General features: G+C 70.4%; 17 protein-coding genes and 4 pseudogenes. 5 read left to right on the top strand and 16 right to left on the bottom strand.

The genetic code is table 11. From position 1 onward, the window contains the following. Positions 1–98: 98 nt before the first annotated feature. Together ACFYX3_RS12040 and ACFYX3_RS12035 are read right to left on the bottom strand one after the other, a co-directional pair. Positions 99–557: a hypothetical protein gene (locus tag ACFYX3_RS12040; RefSeq protein WP_389011429.1), complete on the bottom strand. Its 459-nt coding sequence runs from the start codon at positions 555–557 to the stop codon at positions 99–101. 88 nt (positions 558–645) lie between these two features. Next, positions 646–1,128: pseudogene (locus ACFYX3_RS12035) on the bottom strand (ArsI/CadI family heavy metal resistance metalloenzyme); the annotation flags it as partial. Between the two features lie 78 nt (positions 1,129–1,206). Between ACFYX3_RS12035 and ACFYX3_RS12030 the strand changes: the two are divergent. Then, the gene (locus ACFYX3_RS12030; RefSeq protein ID WP_389011426.1) at positions 1,207–1,350 is read left to right on the top strand and encodes a hypothetical protein; all 144 of its coding nucleotides are present in this window, start codon (positions 1,207–1,209) and stop codon (positions 1,348–1,350) included. Positions 1,351–1,389: 39 nt separating this feature from the next. Here ACFYX3_RS12030 and ACFYX3_RS12025 read toward each other — a convergent pair whose 3' ends face one another. From ACFYX3_RS12025 to ACFYX3_RS11995, 7 genes and pseudogenes are all read right to left on the bottom strand, one after another. Then, the gene (locus ACFYX3_RS12025; protein WP_389011423.1) at positions 1,390–1,935 is read right to left on the bottom strand and encodes a GIY-YIG nuclease family protein; all 546 of its coding nucleotides are present in this window, start codon (positions 1,933–1,935) and stop codon (positions 1,390–1,392) included. Positions 1,936–2,242: 307 nt separating this feature from the next. Beyond that, positions 2,243–2,845 (bottom strand): exonuclease domain-containing protein, encoded by a 603-nt coding sequence (locus ACFYX3_RS12020; protein WP_389011420.1) that lies wholly within the window; start codon positions 2,843–2,845, stop codon positions 2,243–2,245. A gap of 193 nt (positions 2,846–3,038) precedes the next feature. Then, positions 3,039–3,227 (bottom strand): hypothetical protein, encoded by a 189-nt coding sequence (locus ACFYX3_RS12015; RefSeq protein WP_389011417.1) that lies wholly within the window; start codon positions 3,225–3,227, stop codon positions 3,039–3,041. Positions 3,228–3,412: 185 nt separating this feature from the next. Next, positions 3,413–3,820: pseudogene (locus ACFYX3_RS12010) on the bottom strand (DUF3459 domain-containing protein); the annotation flags it as partial. Beyond that, positions 3,812–6,717, bottom strand: a pseudogene (locus ACFYX3_RS12005) (hypothetical protein); the annotation flags it as partial. The pseudogenes ACFYX3_RS12005 and ACFYX3_RS12010, both read right to left, overlap by 9 nt. Positions 6,718–6,920: 203 nt before the next feature. After that, a complete protein-coding gene (locus ACFYX3_RS12000; protein ID WP_389011414.1) occupies positions 6,921–7,928 on the bottom strand; it encodes a LacI family DNA-binding transcriptional regulator in 1,008 nt (335 codons plus the stop codon). A 250-nt stretch (positions 7,929–8,178) separates the two neighbouring features. Beyond that, the gene (locus ACFYX3_RS11995) at positions 8,179–8,586 is read right to left on the bottom strand and encodes a hypothetical protein (protein WP_389011559.1); all 408 of its coding nucleotides are present in this window, start codon (positions 8,584–8,586) and stop codon (positions 8,179–8,181) included. A gap of 163 nt (positions 8,587–8,749) precedes the next feature. Here ACFYX3_RS11995 and ACFYX3_RS11990 point away from each other — a divergent pair, with 163 nt between their 5' ends. From ACFYX3_RS11990 to ACFYX3_RS11980, 3 genes are read left to right on the top strand one after another with little or no spacing between them, the layout of a single operon-like run. Next, entirely contained in the window at positions 8,750–9,292 is a 543-nt protein-coding gene (locus tag ACFYX3_RS11990) for a hypothetical protein (RefSeq protein ID WP_389011411.1), read from the top strand. Positions 9,293–9,312: 20 nt separating this feature from the next. Further along, entirely contained in the window at positions 9,313–10,506 is a 1,194-nt protein-coding gene (locus ACFYX3_RS11985; RefSeq protein WP_389011408.1) for a sensor histidine kinase, read from the top strand. Beyond that, positions 10,503–11,168, top strand: a complete 666-nt coding sequence (locus ACFYX3_RS11980) for a response regulator (RefSeq protein ID WP_389011405.1) — start codon at positions 10,503–10,505, stop codon at positions 11,166–11,168. Before ACFYX3_RS11985 ends, ACFYX3_RS11980 begins: the two co-directional genes overlap by 4 nt. Before the next feature lie 71 nt (positions 11,169–11,239). Here ACFYX3_RS11980 and ACFYX3_RS11975 read toward each other — a convergent pair whose 3' ends face one another. From ACFYX3_RS11975 to ACFYX3_RS11950, 6 genes and pseudogenes are all read right to left on the bottom strand, one after another. After that, entirely contained in the window at positions 11,240–11,635 is a 396-nt protein-coding gene (locus ACFYX3_RS11975; protein WP_389011402.1) for a hypothetical protein, read from the bottom strand. Then, on the bottom strand, positions 11,632–12,021 hold the full coding sequence (locus tag ACFYX3_RS11970; RefSeq protein ID WP_389011399.1) for a hypothetical protein: 390 nt from the start codon (positions 12,019–12,021) through the stop codon (positions 11,632–11,634). The genes ACFYX3_RS11975 and ACFYX3_RS11970 overlap by 4 nt, the downstream gene beginning before the upstream one ends. A gap of 39 nt (positions 12,022–12,060) precedes the next feature. After that, complete coding sequence (locus ACFYX3_RS11965) at positions 12,061–12,885, bottom strand: hypothetical protein (protein ID WP_389011396.1); 825 nt, start codon at positions 12,883–12,885, stop codon at positions 12,061–12,063. Then, a complete protein-coding gene (locus ACFYX3_RS11960) occupies positions 12,882–13,130 on the bottom strand; it encodes a hypothetical protein (RefSeq protein WP_389011574.1) in 249 nt (82 codons plus the stop codon). Before ACFYX3_RS11960 ends, ACFYX3_RS11965 begins: the two co-directional genes overlap by 4 nt. Before the next feature lie 19 nt (positions 13,131–13,149). Beyond that, positions 13,150–13,509, bottom strand: a pseudogene (locus ACFYX3_RS11955) (ATP-binding cassette domain-containing protein); the annotation flags it as partial. 257 nt (positions 13,510–13,766) lie between these two features. Next, positions 13,767–14,072 (bottom strand): hypothetical protein, encoded by a 306-nt coding sequence (locus ACFYX3_RS11950; protein ID WP_389011393.1) that lies wholly within the window; start codon positions 14,070–14,072, stop codon positions 13,767–13,769. Positions 14,073–14,569: 497 nt separating this feature from the next. Here ACFYX3_RS11950 and ACFYX3_RS11945 point away from each other — a divergent pair, with 497 nt between their 5' ends. Continuing rightward, entirely contained in the window at positions 14,570–15,385 is an 816-nt protein-coding gene (locus ACFYX3_RS11945) for a sulfite exporter TauE/SafE family protein (protein ID WP_389011390.1), read from the top strand. 317 nt (positions 15,386–15,702) lie between these two features. On the opposite strand, the gene ACFYX3_RS11940 is transcribed toward ACFYX3_RS11945, so the two are convergent. Then, complete coding sequence (locus ACFYX3_RS11940; RefSeq protein WP_389011387.1) at positions 15,703–16,455, bottom strand: hypothetical protein; 753 nt, start codon at positions 16,453–16,455, stop codon at positions 15,703–15,705. Positions 16,456–16,694 lie beyond the last annotated feature (239 nt).

Raw genomic sequence — 16,694 nt, 5'->3', positions numbered from 1 at the left:
CCCCTGCGGCCGGTCCTGTCGCCAGGGTGACCGGCCCGACCGTCAGGGGGCGCCCGTCACAGCCCGTTGTCTCCATCCGCGAAGCGAGCTCCGGCGGGCTAGAAGAACGTCATGTCCCAGTCGCCCGAGATCAGGGCACGCACGGCTTCCTCGAACCCGTGCGCGACCCGCTGGACTCCTGCGTCACCACCGAGGACGATGTCACCGTTCTCCGCGAGGGGAACCATCTCCTCGGTCTCGAAGGCGACGCCCACCGGCAGGGCGGACATGCCGAGACGCTTCTCGAAGTATCGCGCGTTCGGCACGAACGCCTCCGCGGCCTCCTCGACCGAGACCGTCAGCGACGTCTCGTCCCCGGTGACGTGCGACGGCCAGAAGACCGTCGTCTCGCCGTACGTCCCGAGGAACTCCACGAGCGCGTCGGTGACGTGGAAACCCGCCTCCGAGTAGGCCAGGCGGGCCGCATCGACGTCCACGGGACCGCACTCGACGTGCGAGGCACCAGCGAACACCCTGCCGAGGGACTCCCCCCTCGCCCTGCTCTGCTCGTCACTCATCCGGTGCGCACTTTCCCGAGCATGTCGAAGCCCCTCGTTCCCCGTGAGTCCCCGCACGATCCTGGCACGGATGTGGCACACCCCAGGCTCAGCCTCCACATGTGCAGCCGGCGGCCGCCTTCGCCTCCTCCGGCGTCTGCGTCGAGGCGAGGGCCTGCTCCTCGGGGGTGCAGCATGCCGTGGTGCCACAGCAGGCGTCGGGAGCGACCTCGGTGATCTTGGTCAGGGTGTCGGCGTCGGCCTTGACCACGTAGACCTCCCAGGGCTCCTTGCCCGGGCCGGTGACCCAGACCCTGTCCTGAGGGGCGTAGCAGCACGAAGTGTCGTTCTCCTCGAAGGTGGCCAGCCCGGCGTCCTTCAGTCGGGTAGTGGCCGCGGTGACCTGTTCCGTGCTCTCGACCTCCACACCGAGGTGGTCGAGCCGGGTGTCCTCGCCGGCCTCACCCTCGATGAGGACGAGCTTCAGCGGCGGCTCGGCCACGGCGAAGTCGGCGTATCCGGGACGACGCTTCGCGGGCTCGACGCCGAACAGCTTGGAGTAGAACGCGACGGAACCTTCGAGGTCGGCGACTGCGGGCCGCGTGAGAGGGACGTGGTCCGGGCCGTGCGCGAGGTCACGGGGCTGAGCCTCTGGCACAGCAAGGTAGTGATGCGGCGGGCCCCGGTCGCTGTCCTTGAGGATCGGCCCCAGGACCTGGCCGACGACGCCGTGGCCATACTTCGGAGTGTCGGCGCCCGGGCCGAAGCGCGGCAGGAGCCGGAGCCCGAGCACCGTGCGACCCCATCGCCCTGACGACCCACAGACGGCCCGGGTAACGGCTCGTTCGGCGGCTTACGAGCTGATGGGCAGTTCTCGTGCTCGCCGGCGTGCTTGGGCTCGTATCTCCTTCAGGCGATGGTGGAACGCGTTGTGGCGGTTCTGATCGAGGTTCAGCGGAAGGTCCAGCTCGGAGATGAGCTGTGACTCCAAATCCCATGGTTCGCTCTGCTCGATCCAGCACACCTGCGCGTTGTCCGCCATCCACTGGCTCAGTGTGGCCTCGCCGGCCTTGCCGAAGGTCATCCGTTTTCCGCTGCCCACGCGTCGTAGCTCGATTCCGAGCAGGCATCCGAGGGTGAGTCGCAGCGTCGAGCCGGCCGCGTTGCCCCGGTAGTGGTACCGCACCCGCTTGCGCAGGTTCTGTGTGCTGGTCCGGTTCGCCATGTACCGCGGGGCTATCCCGACGTAGAGCAGGCGCCCGGCGTCCAGGTCGAGGTGGGGCGGCTGCTTGAAATGCCACCCGTAGACCCCTGCCGCCGCCGGGACGGGGCTTGGCCGAAGCAAGACCTCCTGCGCCGACCACAACTGATCGGGACTGACGAGAGCGGTGGCTTCCACGGCACCTCCAGACGCGCGACGGCTGATCGTCGCAGGCTACTGGTCATCGCCGACAGAACGTCCCTCGCCTGCGTAGTTGTGTGGCATCAGCTCGGGAATCACCGATCTTCGAGCCGCCCACAGGGCTTTGAAAAGCCCATATGTGTGGAGGAGGCCCTCGAGGTCCCTGCGGCCCTCGTCGCCGGCCGCCGTTCACTGCCCTGTCCGGCACGCGAGTGGCATGTGGCTGTGGAGTCGTCCGCTGCCCTGGCCACGGCGCCCTACGAGGCCAGGAGGGCGGACGGCTCGCTGCCGGGGACGGACTTTCTCACGACGGTGTCGACGGCAAACCGATCCCCGGGGCCGTCCAGGCCCCGCGCTCCGCCAGGTCCAGGACGAGGGCGGCGATGTTCCACGCGTCGTCCTCGCCCCGGTGGTGGCGGCCCTCCAGCGGCAGCCCCGCGAGCTGCAGGGCGCCTGCCATGCCAGGCCGCTTACGCAGGCCGTACGCCTCGGTGAACACGGCTTTGGCGTTGGTGTGCCCCTGCTCTGCCGGCCGGCCGAACGGATAGGGCGCTCCGGCCGCCCGGCACTGTCGTTCGAACTGCTTGCGGTCGTAGTCTCCCCAGCTCGCCCAGGGGCGGCTGCGCGCGTCATGGGCGTCGGCAAGGATGCGACACGCCTCGGCGAAGCCGACGCCACCGGCGACCTCGGCCGGGGTGAGGCCGGTCAGCTCGGTGCAGAAGCCACTCACCTCGGAGCGCTCGGGCCGCACGAGAATCCGGTGCCGGCCCACGCGCCGTCGCACCGTCAGATCCACGACGGTGAGCCCGATCTCGATGATCTCGCTCACCGCGCCGGGCGGCGGCTGTCCCTCCCAGCAAGTGGCCTCGACGTCGACGACGTTCAAAAGGGCGGATCCGTGTTCCATGGCGGCAGGGTAAGGATGCGGGGCGGAGCGGGTCATCCGGTTTTCCGCGAGCCGGACTGCTCCCGGACGCGGCGGACGCCCGGACACGTGGGCCTACAGGATTTCGATGGCGTCCGGCGGGACCGATCCCTCTCTCGCACAGGAGCCGTCACACGGGTCGGAGACGGGGCCGGCGGCCCCTTCTCGACACCCGTCACCGGACCGAGTTCCGGAAGCCCGCTTCCGGCGGAGCTCCTGCCACGGGCCGCTCCGCCTCGTCCTGACTGCCGGCTTCGGCCTGCCAGGCGCTCAAGTGGACGACCACCACGTGACGTCCCTCGGGCACGCGGCGCGCGATCACGCCGTCCGAGGGGTTCTGGCCGACGGCCCTGCCGCCGCTCACGCACCCGTGTCCCCGCGCGACGAACGGATGCGGCATCGCCTCACCGACTGATGGTCCGTCTCCCGCTCGGCCGTCCTCGGTGCCTTCCGTCGGGGCAGGGTTCCCGTTCGTCGTCCACCGGTCTTGCGTGTCCGGGAAGTGGGCCATGCAGGGCTCTCGTTTCTCTCGGGGCCGCGGGGGGTGGCTCAGGCTCGCAGCCAGGCGGCGGTGTCCGGGGGGAGGGCGCCGACGGAGTCGAGGGGGCCGCTGGCGAGGAGGAGTTCGCCGTGGGCGGGGAGGGCGACGGGGCCGTCGGAGAGGTTGACGACGCAGGTCAGGCCGTGCGCGCGGGTGAAGGCGAGGACGCCGTCCTCGGCGGGGAGCCAGCTGAGCGGTCCGTCGCCGAAGCCGGGCACGGTACGGCGCAGTCCGAGGGCGGTGCGGTAGAGGGTGGGCATCGAGTCGGCGTCGGTGCTCTGCCGGTCGACGGCGTAGCGGGCCCAGTCGGCGGGCTGCGGCAGCCACGGTTCCTTATCGGTGCCGAAGCCGTACGAGGGGGCCTCGGCCTCCCAGGGGAGGGGCACCCGGCAGCCGTCACGGCCGGGGTCGGTGCCGTCGGCGCCGTGCACCTCCAGCTCGGAGAGCTGCGCGGCGGACCAGCCGGTGTTGGCGGTGATGTCGACCCGGACGAAGCGGGCCTGGGCGACCAGGCGATGGTGACGGTGTTCCCGGAGCCCGGGGTGAAGGCGTAGGTCGCCGAGGTCTTCAGGGTGGTGAAGGAGGAGTCGTACACGGTGGAGTTGCGGGTGCCGTTGGCGAAGTTGATGCCGTCGGCGTACGTGTTGCGGATCCGCATGCCGCTGAACTCCAGGCCGTCGCCCGGTCCCCACAGCTCCGGGATGTCGGAGTAGTCGCGGCCCACCCAGACGCCGACGTTGGCGTGCTCGATCCAGACGTTGGTGATCTTCGTGCCCTTGCCGAAGCGGCCGTTGAGGCCGACACCGCCCTCGGCGTTGCCGTCGCCGCCGCGGATGGCACCCGAGCCGAAGATGGCGATGTCCGAGATCTGCGTGTTGGCGTCGATGCCGAAGCCGAAGTTGCCCTCGTGCGGGTGGTTGATGCCGCCCGCGTCCTGCGACGGGGTCAGCGTGTAGAGCTGCGAGTGCCACATGCCCGCGCCGTGGATCGTGACGTCGCGGATGCCGACCTGGTTGTACTGCCCCGGTTCAGCGGGTCGTCGGTGAGGATCTTCTGCTCCTGCCGCCACTGCCCGGCCGGGATCCAGACGCAGGAGATCTCGCCCTTCTGGTCGGCGGTGACCGCGCGCTGGATCGCGTCGGTGTCGTCGAGCCCGTCGTTCGGCACGGCCCCGTACTCGGTGATGGAGACGCAGCCGGCCGGCTGGGCGCGGGCGGGGCCACCTGCTCCAGGTCGATCAGGTCGACCACGTAGTACGCGGCGCGGTCGTCGCTGTCGCGCTGGAGCCGGAAGCGGGTGCCCGGCGGGTAGGACCGGGCGAGCAGGGTGTGCGACTCGTCGAAGAGCCGGCGGGCGTCGCCGCCGGGTCGGTTGGTCAGGCCCTCCGGGTCGTCGGTGGTGCCGTACAGCCAGCTGTGCTTGGAGGAGAGGGTCACCTTCCGGACGAACACGTCGTTCGCGTAGAGGCTGAGGGTGGCCTCCTGGCCGCCGCCCGCCGCCGCGTCCGGGATGGAGTTGCGCACGGTCAGGGCATTGGCCTGGTCGACCGAGGTGAACTCGACGATCTGGCCGTTCGCGTCGAGGCGCACGGACCTGCGGCCCGAGGACTCGGTCGCGAAGTTGGTGTGCCGAAGGTGCGCAGCCGGTCCGAGGTGAGCAGGGTGCCCTGGTGGCGGGCGTCCTCGGCCTCGTACTCGGTGTACGGGACGGCGGCGCCGCGCCCGACGACCAGCGAGCGGGTGAAGACGTTGTTGTTCTCGTCGGTCTCGGTGACGGTGCCGGTGGCGTCGGCGGTCGCCGTGAGGGTGACCCCGCCGGAGGCGGCCGGCCAGGTGCCGGAGATCGGGACGTTCACGGTCTGGCCGGCGGCGACGGCGCCGGCCGTGCCCTGGAGGGTGGTCGTCCCCGCGGTGAGCCGGGTGACCGAGCCGGCGGGGACGGCGGTGGTGCCGCGGTTGAGTACGGCGACCGTGAAGGAGACCGGGGCGCCGACGGCCGGGGCGGAGGGGTTGGTGGTGATCCCGGTGACCATGAGGTCGGGGCCGGGGCTCTGGCCGACGGTCAGCTTGGAGGCGGCGGTGCGGCTGTTGTTGGTGTCGTCCAGCTCCGCGACCGTGTTCGCCGGGTCGGCGACGGCGGAGACGGTGTAGGCGCCGACCGGGCGGCGGCCGACGGGGATGGCGACGGTGGTGGAGGCCCCGGCCGGGAGGGGGGCGGCCTGGGCGGTGCCCGCGACGGCCCCCTCGACGCTGACGTCGACGGTGGCGGCGGGGGCCGCGACGGTGCCCGCGTTGCGAACGGTGGCCCGGACGGTGACCGCGTCGGTCTCGGTGGGGGCGGCCGGGGTCCAGGTGAGGTCGGTGACGACGAGGTCGGGGGCAGGGGCGGCGGTGCCGAGGACCTGGAGCTCGGCGATCTGGGCGCCTGGGGCGCCGGTGTTGGACTGGAAGGCGAGCCGCACGTCGGCGACACGGCCGGTGACCGGCACGGTCACCGTGTTCTGCCCGCTGGACGGGCTGAACGCGTAGTCGGCCCGCGGCTTGAGGGTGGTGAAGGCGGTGGCGCCCGCGGCACGGCCCAGGACCTCGAAGGACTGGGTGCGCGGGCCCCACGCCTGGTCGGGGTTGAGCTTGACCACGACGCCCTCGACGTCGGCGTCCGCGCCGAGCTTCACGGTGAGGCTCGCGGGGAAGCCTGCCGACTCCCAGTAGGTGGCGGTGGAGCCGTCGTTGGCGTTCGCGGCCTGGTAGTTCTGGGTGACGGAGGTCGCCTCGATCGCCTTGCCCCGGGCCAGGTCGGTGCCGCCGACGGGCGGCTCGACGGTGCCCGGCTCGCCGTACACCTCGACGGTGGAGAGCTGGGCGGCGTTCCAGCCGGTGTTGGCGGTGATCTGGACGCGCAGGTACCTGAGCTGACTGCCGCTCAGGGTGAGGGAGACGGCGTTCGCGGCGGCCGGGTCGAAGCGGCGGGCCTGGGTGCCGGCCAGGGTGGTGAAGGCGCTGCCGTCGGTGGAGCCGAGGACGGCGAGGTTCTGGTCGCGCGCCTCCCAGCCGGTGGGCAGTTCGAGGACGACGCGGTCGACGCGGACGGCCGCACCGAGGTCGACCTGCGCCCACTGCGGGAAGGCGCCGGCCGGGCCCTCCCAGTAGCTGGCCTGGCTGCCGTCGGTGAGGCTGGCCGCCGGGTAGGCGCCGAGGGCTCCGGAGGCGGTGGCGGGTCTGCCGCGCGCGAGGTCGGTGTCCGCCGCGGTGGCGGCCTGCGCGGGGACGGCCATCAGCCCGAGGGCGATCAGGGCCGCCATCAGCAGCCCCATCGCCAGTCGTCGTCCGTGCACAATGACTCGCAATCTTTTGAGTAATCTAGTCAATGTTTTGCGGATTCTGGTGCACAGGTTTCTACTGGATGACGACGCTGTCAACGGAACGGACAGGGAAATGGCAAAGGCACCGCTCCCCTGGCCGCCCGGAGGACGACAGGAAACGGTGCCTTTGAGGAGGAAGCGGTACGGTGCTCCCGCTAGCGGGCCGGCGGCGCGGTGGACCCGCGCACCACGAGCTCGGGCTCGAAGAGCAGCTCGCCCGGGTGGGAGTGGACCCCCTGGATCTGGGAACAGAGCAGCTCGACGGCGGCCCGCCCCATCGCCTCGATGGGCTGCCGGACGGTCGACAGCGGCGGCTCGGTGCAGTTCATGAAGGCGGAGTCGTCGAAGCCGACGACCGAGACGTCCTGGGGGACTCGCAGCCCGCGGCGGCGGGCGGCCCTGATCGCCCCGAGGGCGAGCGGGTCGCTGGCGCAGACGATGCCGGTGACGCCCTGCTCCAGAAGGCCGTTGGCAGCGGCCTGCCCGCCTTCGAGGGAGAAGATCGAGCGCACGATCTGCTCGTCGGGCAGCGGGGTGCCGGCCGCCTCGGCCGCCGCGCGCGCGGCCTGCAGCTTGCGCCCGGAGGGCACGTGGTCGGCGGGGCCCAGGAGCAGGCCGATCTTCTCGTGGCCGAGCGACACCAGGTGGCGCCAGGCCTGTTCGACGGCGACGGCGTCGTCACAGGCGACGCAGGGGAAGTCGAGGCCCTCGATGGATGCGTTGATGAGGACGACCGGGATGTTGCGCTCGGCGAGCTGGTGGTAGTGGTCGTGCGGGGCGCCGGCCTGCGCGAACAGTCCTCCCGCGAACACGACGCCGGAGACCTGCTGCTGGAGGAGCAGGTCCACGTAGTCGGCCTCGGAGACACCGCCCTTGGTCTGGGTGCAGAGCACGGGGGTGAGCCCCTGCTGGGCGAGCGCGCCGCCGATGACCTCGGCGAAGGCCGGGAAGATGGGGTTCTGCAGTTCGGGGAGCACGAGTCCGACGAGCCGGGCGCGCTCGCCCCTGAGCTGGGTGGGTCGCTCGTAGCCGAGGACGTCGAGGGCGGTGAGCACCGACCGTCTGGTCGCCTCGGAGACCCCGGGCTTGCCGTTGAGGACACGGCTGACCGTAGCCTCGCTGACCCCCACCTTCTTCGCCACCTGAGCAAGTCGTCGCGTCATACACGCAAGAATAGCGCAAGCATCGCAAGAGAATGACAGTCAGTTGCAGTTCTCGCGCAAACCGGGAGCGAGACGGCAGGGGTGCCGACGACGGTGGGCCTCCGGCAACGCGGGACCCGTGATTCCCTCCACCTCGGCGCTCCGCGGACGGGGGCGGAGACCGACGCGCCACAGTCCTGACCTCGATGCCGGGGCACGCGGCTCCCGGATGACGGCTGCACGAACCAGCCCACAGGCAGGTCGATTCAGATCAACACTTTGTGGTGTCTGTCCACGTCGAGATGTCTGCGGCACCCCGACAGACTGCTTCTTCCCGGTCTCGGGCGAGCTTCCGGCAGGTCGCTGCGACGTCCGGCGCTCCGTCCGGGTCCACGAGCGCGTCCTGCACCCCGGTCTGCAACCAGTCACTCTGGTTGTCGTCAGCCTCGGCAACCGCAAGAGCGATGAGCCTCACGGCGGCCACCGTCCCCACCCGGGCCAGGGCCTCCGCGGTCTGTCGAGTCACGGCCGTGTCCTCGACGTCCAGCAGCAGCCCCAACAGCGCGTCCGCAGCCTCGGGCACATCAGCGAAGGAAGCGAGGTCACGCCCGGCACGCACACGTTGCGTCCACGAAGGAGACGACGCCTCGGCCAAGACCGCCTCCCACCCACTCGTCATCTCTGGCACGACCAGACGATGTCATGCCCCACGAAGAAGACCGAATCTCGGCCCGAAGCCGCCCACACGCTCGACGATGAATCGGGCCCGGTGTCTCCATCTCCACCCGTCGTTCCACCCGTGGGTCCAGGTGCGAAGGGCGCCGGATCGGCAGGCTTGAGGCATGACAACGACCGACTGGATCACCGACATCGCCCTCGTCCTCGTCGTCTTCCGGCAGATGCGGGAAGGCCGAATCGACCTGAAGACCTTCCTGATTCCGCTCGGGATCGTGGCCTTCGTGGCCCACACCTACCTCGACACGGTCCCCACGGCGGGCAACGACCTCGTGCTGATCGGCGCGCTGACGACCGTGGGCGCCGCTCTCGGTGTCGCAGGTGGTGTCTACACCCGCATCCGCGTCGCCGGTGAGCACCTGCTGATCAAGGCGGGCGCGGTCTCCGCGATCCTGTGGGTCGCCGGCATGGGCGCCCGCATGGGCTTCCAGGTGTGGGTCCAGAACGGCGGTGCCGACGACGTCGCCCGGTTCAGCGTCACGCACCACATCACCGGCGACCGGGCGTGGGTCGCGGCCTTCGTCCTGATGGCGCTGACCGAGGTCGTCACGCGGCTCGTCACGATCTTCGTCCGCAGCCGGATGGTCGCCCACCAGCAGCCTCCCGCCACGGCGACGCGTCCCGCGCCCGCCCTCGACCGTACGGCCTGACCGTGGGCTATGGTCGCGCCGTGCCCAAAGCCCAGAGCCTCCCGGATCACGGGCCGTCCCCGTACCAAGGGGCCGGCCCCCGGCCGATTCCCGGTCAGGACCCCAAGGTCCAGCGGGCCCTGACCGTCTTCGTCATCGTCGCGGCGTTCTGGACGGTCCGGCCGGTGGGCCCGAGCGGCCGGGGGCTGGTGGTAGTCGTCCTGCTCCTGATCAACTCCATCGCCCTGGCGGCACGGCACCTGCCGGAGGACTGGATTCCGCCGCGCCTCGCCCTGGTCTGGCTGACCCTGGGCATCGTGGCGGCGGCGGCCCTGATCGGCGTCAGCAGCACCGGTACCAGCTACCTCTTCGCCTACTTCCTCGTCGGTCACATCGGGGTCCGCCTCGAACCCCGGCAGTCGCTCACCCTGGCAGCCCTGTGCAGTCTGCTGTGCGGCGGCGTCCTGTACTTCCGCCTCGGCCCCGGCCACAATCTGTTGCCGTGGACCCTCGGCCTGACCACCGGTGCTCCCGTCCTGGTCGGCATCCTCAACCGCAGCCGCCAGCGGGCTTTCGTCGCGGCCATCTCGGCGGCCGAGTCGGCGGAGCGGGCAGCGCGGGCCGAGGCCAGGACCGCTGTACTGACCGAACGGAGCCGGATCGCCCGTGACGTCCACGACGTCCTGGCCCATTCCCTGGCGGGCATCAACATGCAGCTGGAGCTGGCGGACGCGCTGATCGATACCGGCGACCTGGACCGGGTCCGCGAGGCGAACCAGAAGGCGCACAGCATGGTCAAGGAGAGCCTGAAGCAGGCGCAGTGGACCGTGCACGCGCTGCGCGAGGACGCACTGCCGCTTGTCGAGACCCTCACAGCGATGCTGGACACCTCCGGCCACCACGACGCGCTCACCGTTGCCGGGACCGTCCGCGAGGTCCCGTCCCGCGTGACCCAGAACCTGCTGCGGATCGCCCAGGAGTCGCTGACCAACGCGGCCCGGCACGCGCCCGGCGGCGCGGTGCGTGTGGAGCTGACGTTCGGCACCGCGTCGACGGCACTGAGTATCCGCAACGGTCCGGCGACCCGTACCGTGAGCACGGGCACCGGCAGCGGAATGGGGCTGATCGGCATGCGCGAGCGGGTTGCCCTCCTGGAAGGGACGATCACCGCCGGCCCGGTCACCGAAGGACCGGACGCGGGCGGGTGGCAGGTGGAGGCAGTGATCCCGGGATGAACGAATCCACGCAGGACGTGAGGCGGCTGCACGTGGTCGTGGCCGACGACCAGGCTGCGGTGCGCGAGCCGCTGGCCGCGGTCCTCGACCTGTCCGAGGACATCGAGGTCGTCGCGGCGGCGGCCGACGGGACCGAAGTGCTCGCGGCGGTGGCGGCGGGGCCCGTGGACGTGGTCCTGATGGATCTGCGCATGCCCGGCATGGACGGCACCGAGGCGACCCGGCGGCTGACGGAGGAGCACCCGGAGGTAGCGGTGGTCGTGCTGACCACCTTCGCCGACGACGACTCGATCCTGGCCGCGCTGAGTGCCGGGGCGCGGGGCTACCTGACGAAGAACGCGGGGCGTCAGGACATCGCCCGCGCGATCCGCGCCGCCGCCGCGGGACAGTCCGTCCTCGACCGCGAGGTACAGGACCGACTCCTCGCCACCGTCCGTACGAAACCCACGCCGCCCGGGCAGCCGCTGCCCGGGGACATCACGCCCCGCGAACGCGAGGTGCTCACCCTGATCGGCCAGGGCCTGCCGAACCGGGCGATCGCCGAGAAGCTGTTCATCAGCGAGGCCACGGTCAAGACTCACATCAACAACCTGTTCGCCAAGGCGGACATCAAGGACCGCGCCGACGCCGTCCGCCGGGCCATCGCGGCGGGCCTCGCCTGAGCCCACCCGCCCGCTCCTGCGGGTCGTCGACGGCCCGTAGCGCCGGCTTCTCCGGCGTTACGGAGGGCCGGTCAGCGGTCTCCTTCCGGAACCATCAACCTCTCCTTGCGGTTCGGCACAGCGGAGCCGGGGTTGAACCGGCCGACGTGGCTCGCCGCCAGGGGACGCAGCATGGGAAGGAGTGTCGTGCAGAGGAAGAGGATGCTGGTCCACGTCCACTGTCCGGGAGTGGTGGCTTCTTCCATGATGGCGGCCCACCAGTAGTACCCGGGTTCCGAGGGCGGGTGGCCGAAGAACATGCGGACGGTGGTCAGGACGACGGGCGGAAGCCAGGCCAGGGCGGGGCCGGCCAGACTGACAGTAGTGACCGTCAGCGAGGTGTACAGGAGGAGGTTGAGGGCGAGATCGGGACGCCAGGCGTGGACGCCCACCCAGCCCCTGATCGTGATCAGAGGGCCGCTCCTCATGCTGATTCCAGCCTGCATGCCGCGTAGTCGTTCTTGATGCCCTGGGCTTCCTTGGGTGTCAGGATCCGTGCGGGTTCGGGGAACTGGTGCGGGTCTGCCTTGATGTCTGCTGTGTGCAGGAGGGTGAGGTACAGGGAGGACTCCCGCTGCCAGTACGTGGGCCCTGGTCCTGGCTCCTCGTAGAGAGCGGAGCAGTGGAGGGGGCGGACGAGGGCGGAGGTGATCTCTTCGATGCTCAGCGTGTCCGTGGAGTGGGCGTCGGCGGGGATCTCCAGGCCGATGGCACGTGGGGACTGCACCCGGTGGGTGCGGCTCAGTTCCTCGATGCGTTCGGGGACCAGGGCGTCGTATCCGTGGGAGCGGGCGGCGTCGGTGAGCGTTGTCACGTGCTGGACGATCTGGTCGCGGAACCTCTGGTGCTCGGGCTAGAGGCACGCTGCAGGTGCCGAGGCGGTGCAGTCGGCGGGTGTCTCGGCGTTCGCGAGGAGTCGCCGGCTCGGAAGGACGTACTGGCCGGCGACGACCACCGCGGAGATCAGGGCGAGTGCGGCCGTGCCACCGAGGGTGAGGACCCTGCGACCGGATCGCAGACGCACCGGCAGCAGAATCATCAAGGCACCGGTGAGCAGGAAGAGAGCGGCCTGTGCCAGGAGGTAGCCGGGTGCGTATCGGTGGCCGAGGCGGGAGACGGTCGCGCCGTCGAGGGCGAGGGGTTCGAATCGGCCGGTGCTTCCTTCACCGAGAAGGTGGATGAGGGTGAAGGCGCCTACGGCTGCGGTGGCTCCGGCGAGAAGAGGGCTGGCGAGGCGGCCGATGGCGGATCCGAACGCCACGTACCAGCAGACGGCGAGGCTCTGGACGAGGACGGCGCCCGCGAGGCCGAACCGGTGGGGGCTGCCGGGCACGCCGCTGACCGCGATGGCTGCGGCGATGGTGACGAGGTGGACCGCCGGCACGGGCCCGGCGCACCATGCGGCGGCCCGGAGATAGGGCCGGTACGGCCTGCTGGTGGCCAGGACGAGGTGGATGCTGCCGGCGCGGGACAGCCGGGAGGCGTCGACGGCTGCAGCGCCGGCGAGCAGAGGGCCGACGATGAAGAGCGCGATGGCGAACCAGTCCACGGTCCACAGGGTTTCGCCGCGCCAGGGCATGCCGTGCTGGAGGAAGTTCATGACCTCCAGGACGGTGACGGGAACAACCGTCCAGGGGCCTAGGAGGGTTTTGAGGGCGTAGCGCAGGGACGGGGTCACTCAGGGCCGCCCATCAGGGTCGCGATGGCCCGTTCCAGGTCGGTGTCCCCGGGGGCGTCGGGATCGGCTCTTGCTTCGAGGGTGGGAAGGTCGCCGTCGAAGGCGACGTCACCGCCGTGGAGGATGACGACACGGTCCGCCAGGCCGCGGACATCCTCCACCAGGTGGGTGGAGACGATGACGATCCGGTCGCAAGAAACCGCCGTGATCGTCTCGCGCGGCGCGAATCCGCTGCCGTGGATCAAGACCGACCGTGGGTTCGTCGAGCAGGAGCATGGCCGGGTTGTGGATCAGGGCCTGGGTGATCCCGAGGCGGCGCGCCATGCCTCCGGAGAGGGTGCGGATCCTGCTGGTCCTGCGATCGGTGAGGTGCGTCAGCGCGAGGGCATCGGTCACCGCTTCCGGGCGCAGCTTCGCGGGAATCCGGTGCACCCAGGCGACGTAGTGCAGGAACTCCTCGCACGTCGCCCCGGGTGGGAGTTCAGGGTCCTGCGGGAGATAGCCCAGGGACACGGTCCGTTCCGCGGCGTTTCCTGCTTGGAGGCGCAGTGTTCCGGACGTCTGTCTCTCCAGCCCTGCGGCGAGCCGGAAGAAGGTGGACTTCCCGGCGCCGTTCGGCCCCACCAGGCAGGTCACGCCCTCGGATACGTCCGGGGACAGCGGGCCGAGCCGGAACGCACCCCCGTACGCCTTCACCAGTCTGTCGCATGTCAGATGATGCCGGCTCACTTCTCGCTCCCCTGGTCGATCACTGAGACAACGGTGCGCACCGTGCACACGTCACGTGCTGCCGACGGAAGAGATACGGCTTCCCTCGGGCGCGGTGAAGGACGTGGTGCGCCGGCTGCGCGGGGGCTGCTGCGGCCGGCCTGCACAGGGGGTCAGTACTTGTCGCCGCCGTCGGTGTACGACCATCCGGTCAGCGGGTCCGGCCGCCACGGGACGTCCAGGCCGGCGCGGACCTTGCCGCGCACGTAGTCGGCTTCGTTGTGGACACCGGTGGACGCGGACTTGTACACGTACGACCTGCTGCTGTGGTGGGCCGTCTCCGCGCTGGCGTGATCCCGGTACTGCTGCGTACAGGTCATGTACTTGCTGGCCTGGATGCGGTACCCGGTGTTCACCTGTGTTCCGAGCTCGACGTACACCCTGTGGTCATCGGCGTTCGTCAGCTTGCTGTAGCTCATCAGCCGGGAGCTTGTGCCGTTCGAGGAGTTGTACACCTTCCAGGCGCCGTAGGCGTACCCGTGCTTCCGTAGCCGGACACCTTGAGAGGGGTGCTGATGCCGTTCCAGGACGGAACGGTTCTCCGAGGAAGATCTGAGGTCGAGTCAGCACTCGTGAACGCCGCAACGGGGGCTGTGGCTCTGTTCATGAGTTTCGGCTCTGACACAACTTCTGTGAAGCCACACCACCCGGGTTTGTGTCTGCTTCAGGCCAAGCCTCTGACCTGCCGTTTCCCGGCGTGCTCCGGCCTCGGACACCGAGCTTCGACTCGACACCACAGAAGTTGTGCCAGAGCCCGAGTTTCGACAGCACCCGGCGCCGCCAGGAGCGGAAGTGCAGGCAAGCTGGCGGACATCTCGGAGGTCCGGACGAGCCCCGATCCGCACCTCGGTGCCTTCCTTCGAAGGTGAGCTCCTGACATGGCGGACGCGGGCGTCTACCAGCGAGGATGCCGTGCATGACCACAGGCCATAACCTCACCCCGCTCCGCTCGACGCGCCCGGCCCCACTCGTCTTCGGCGCGGGAGCGGCGATCGGGGTGCTGGGCGGGATGATCGGGTTGGGCGGCGCGGAGTTCCGCCTGCCGCTGCTGATCGGCCTGTTCGGGTTCGCCGCCCTGTCGGCGGTGATCCTGAACAAGGCGATGAGCCTGGTCGTGGTCCTGGTCGCGCTGCCCGCCCGGCTTGCAGCAGTCCCGGCCGCCGAGGTCGCCGCCCGCTGGCCCGTCGCCGTCAACCTCCTCGCCGGCAGCCTGCTCGGCGCCTGGGCCGGAGCGTCCTGGGCGGTCCGGATGCGGTCCGCGACCCTCTACAAGGTGCTGGCCGCCCTCATGGTCTTCATGGCCGCCGCCCTGGTCCTCACCCACACCGCCGCCCTGGGCGCCCTCGACCTGCCGCTCTGGGCTCAGATTCCCGCCGGCGTCGCCGCCGGGTTCGGCATCGGGGTGGTCGCCGCGATCATGGGAGTGGCCGGAGGCGAGCTGCTGATCCCCACGATCGTGCTGCTGTTCGGCGAGGCCATCAAGACCGCCGGGAGCCTGTCTCTGCTGGTCTCCCTGCCCACCATGCTCGTCGCCTTCGCCCGCTACAGCCGCGACGGCAGCTTCGCCGTCCTCGGCGCCAACATCCGCTTCACCGCCCTCATGGCCGCGGGCTCCATCGCCGGAGCCGTGCTCGGTGGGCTCCTCCTCGGCGTCTTCCCCGACGCCGTCCTCATCCCTGCCCTCGCGGTGATTCTGCTCGTCTCCGCAGCCAAGCTCGCCCGCCATGACTGAGCGGTCGGGCGACTCCCCATCTCATGAACACCGACTTCCTCACCCGACTCCCCGTAGACAAAATGACCGAGGTCCTGGACAGCGCCGCGACCGCGATCGACCGACTCGGCGGCCACGCCACCACGCCCCGCACATCCGTCGTCATCACCTCGACCCGCTCCAACACGACCTGACGGCCGCAGACATCGGGCGCCGCCGGGTGCCGGCAGACCGGCGGGCCCGGCGACGTCCCCGGAGCGGGGACGCCTGTGCAGTGCTGCAGAGACTCAGGCCGCATGGTGGGGGCGGAGGTGAAGCTGTGAGGCGGGGCGGCTGCGTCAGTCCTTCGTGTGCTGGTCGAAGGTGAACAGGGCCAGGTCTCGGCCCTCGCCCTTGTTGATCCGTGAGCCGGCGATGGCGGTCTGGAGCTGAGCCCTGTTCAGGGGCTTGCCCGAGTTGGACTCGACGGCGGCTATCACGGCTTTGGTGAACAGGACGCCCGCCGCCTGCGAGGGCAGATAGCTCGTCTTGCGCAGGTGGGCGTACTCCGGGCTGTGCTTCTTGGCCTCCGCGTCGATGGTGGCGGGGTTCTTGACACGCACCGGACCGCCGCTTCCGCGACCCCGGTTGACCTTCGTGGTGCTGAGGCCGGCGAGGGAGTTGGTCAGGTCCGTGATCGACAGGTCCCGCTTGAGGATGGCGACCTGCGTGGGGATGGCCGCGGCAAGCGGGGCGGGGGCGGGCTGTCCCGAGGGCTGGGTCGTGGCCTGCTGCTGGTCGCGCAGGTCCTGGGGCTCGGGCTGGTGCATGTGGGCCGTGACACTCGGCTGTCCGCCGACGGTGATGAGGCCCGGGTTGTTCGGCACGAGAGCGGCCGTCTCGATGTGGCCGCCCAGGGTTCCCGAGTACTGGCGGACGAGGGCGTTCGGCCGGCCGGTGACCGTGGTGTGCGGGGCGCCGGGCGTGTTCGTGGGATCCATGACCATGCCCTGGGCGTCCGCGTGGGTCGGGGCGAGGTTCCGCAGATGGGCGCCGTTGGTCAGGGTGGTGAGCGGCAGGGGCTGCGGGAGTCCGGTCTGGGCGTCGGGCATGCCTTCGACCTTTCCCTTCCACTGAGTGGGGACCCAGCGCCGGAAGGTGACCCTCTCGGCGGCCAGCGCGACCTGGTTCGCCTGGGGCATGGCGTTGAAGTGCAGCTTGGTGATGACTCCGGCGTCCACGATCTGTTGGCCGGTGCGCACATAGGTGTGTCGGAGTAGTCCACGTCCACCTTGTAGGTGAACGGGTGGCCCCCGTGCATGAGGTGCTCGGGAAAGCTCTCCCAGCCGCG

Origin of the sequence: Streptomyces sp. NPDC002463, assembly GCF_042889835.1 — a bacterium.
Classification (GTDB): Bacteria; Actinomycetota; Actinomycetes; order Streptomycetales; family Streptomycetaceae; genus Streptomyces; species Streptomyces nymphaeiformis.
This window is presented reverse-complemented; position numbering and strand designations above follow the sequence as displayed.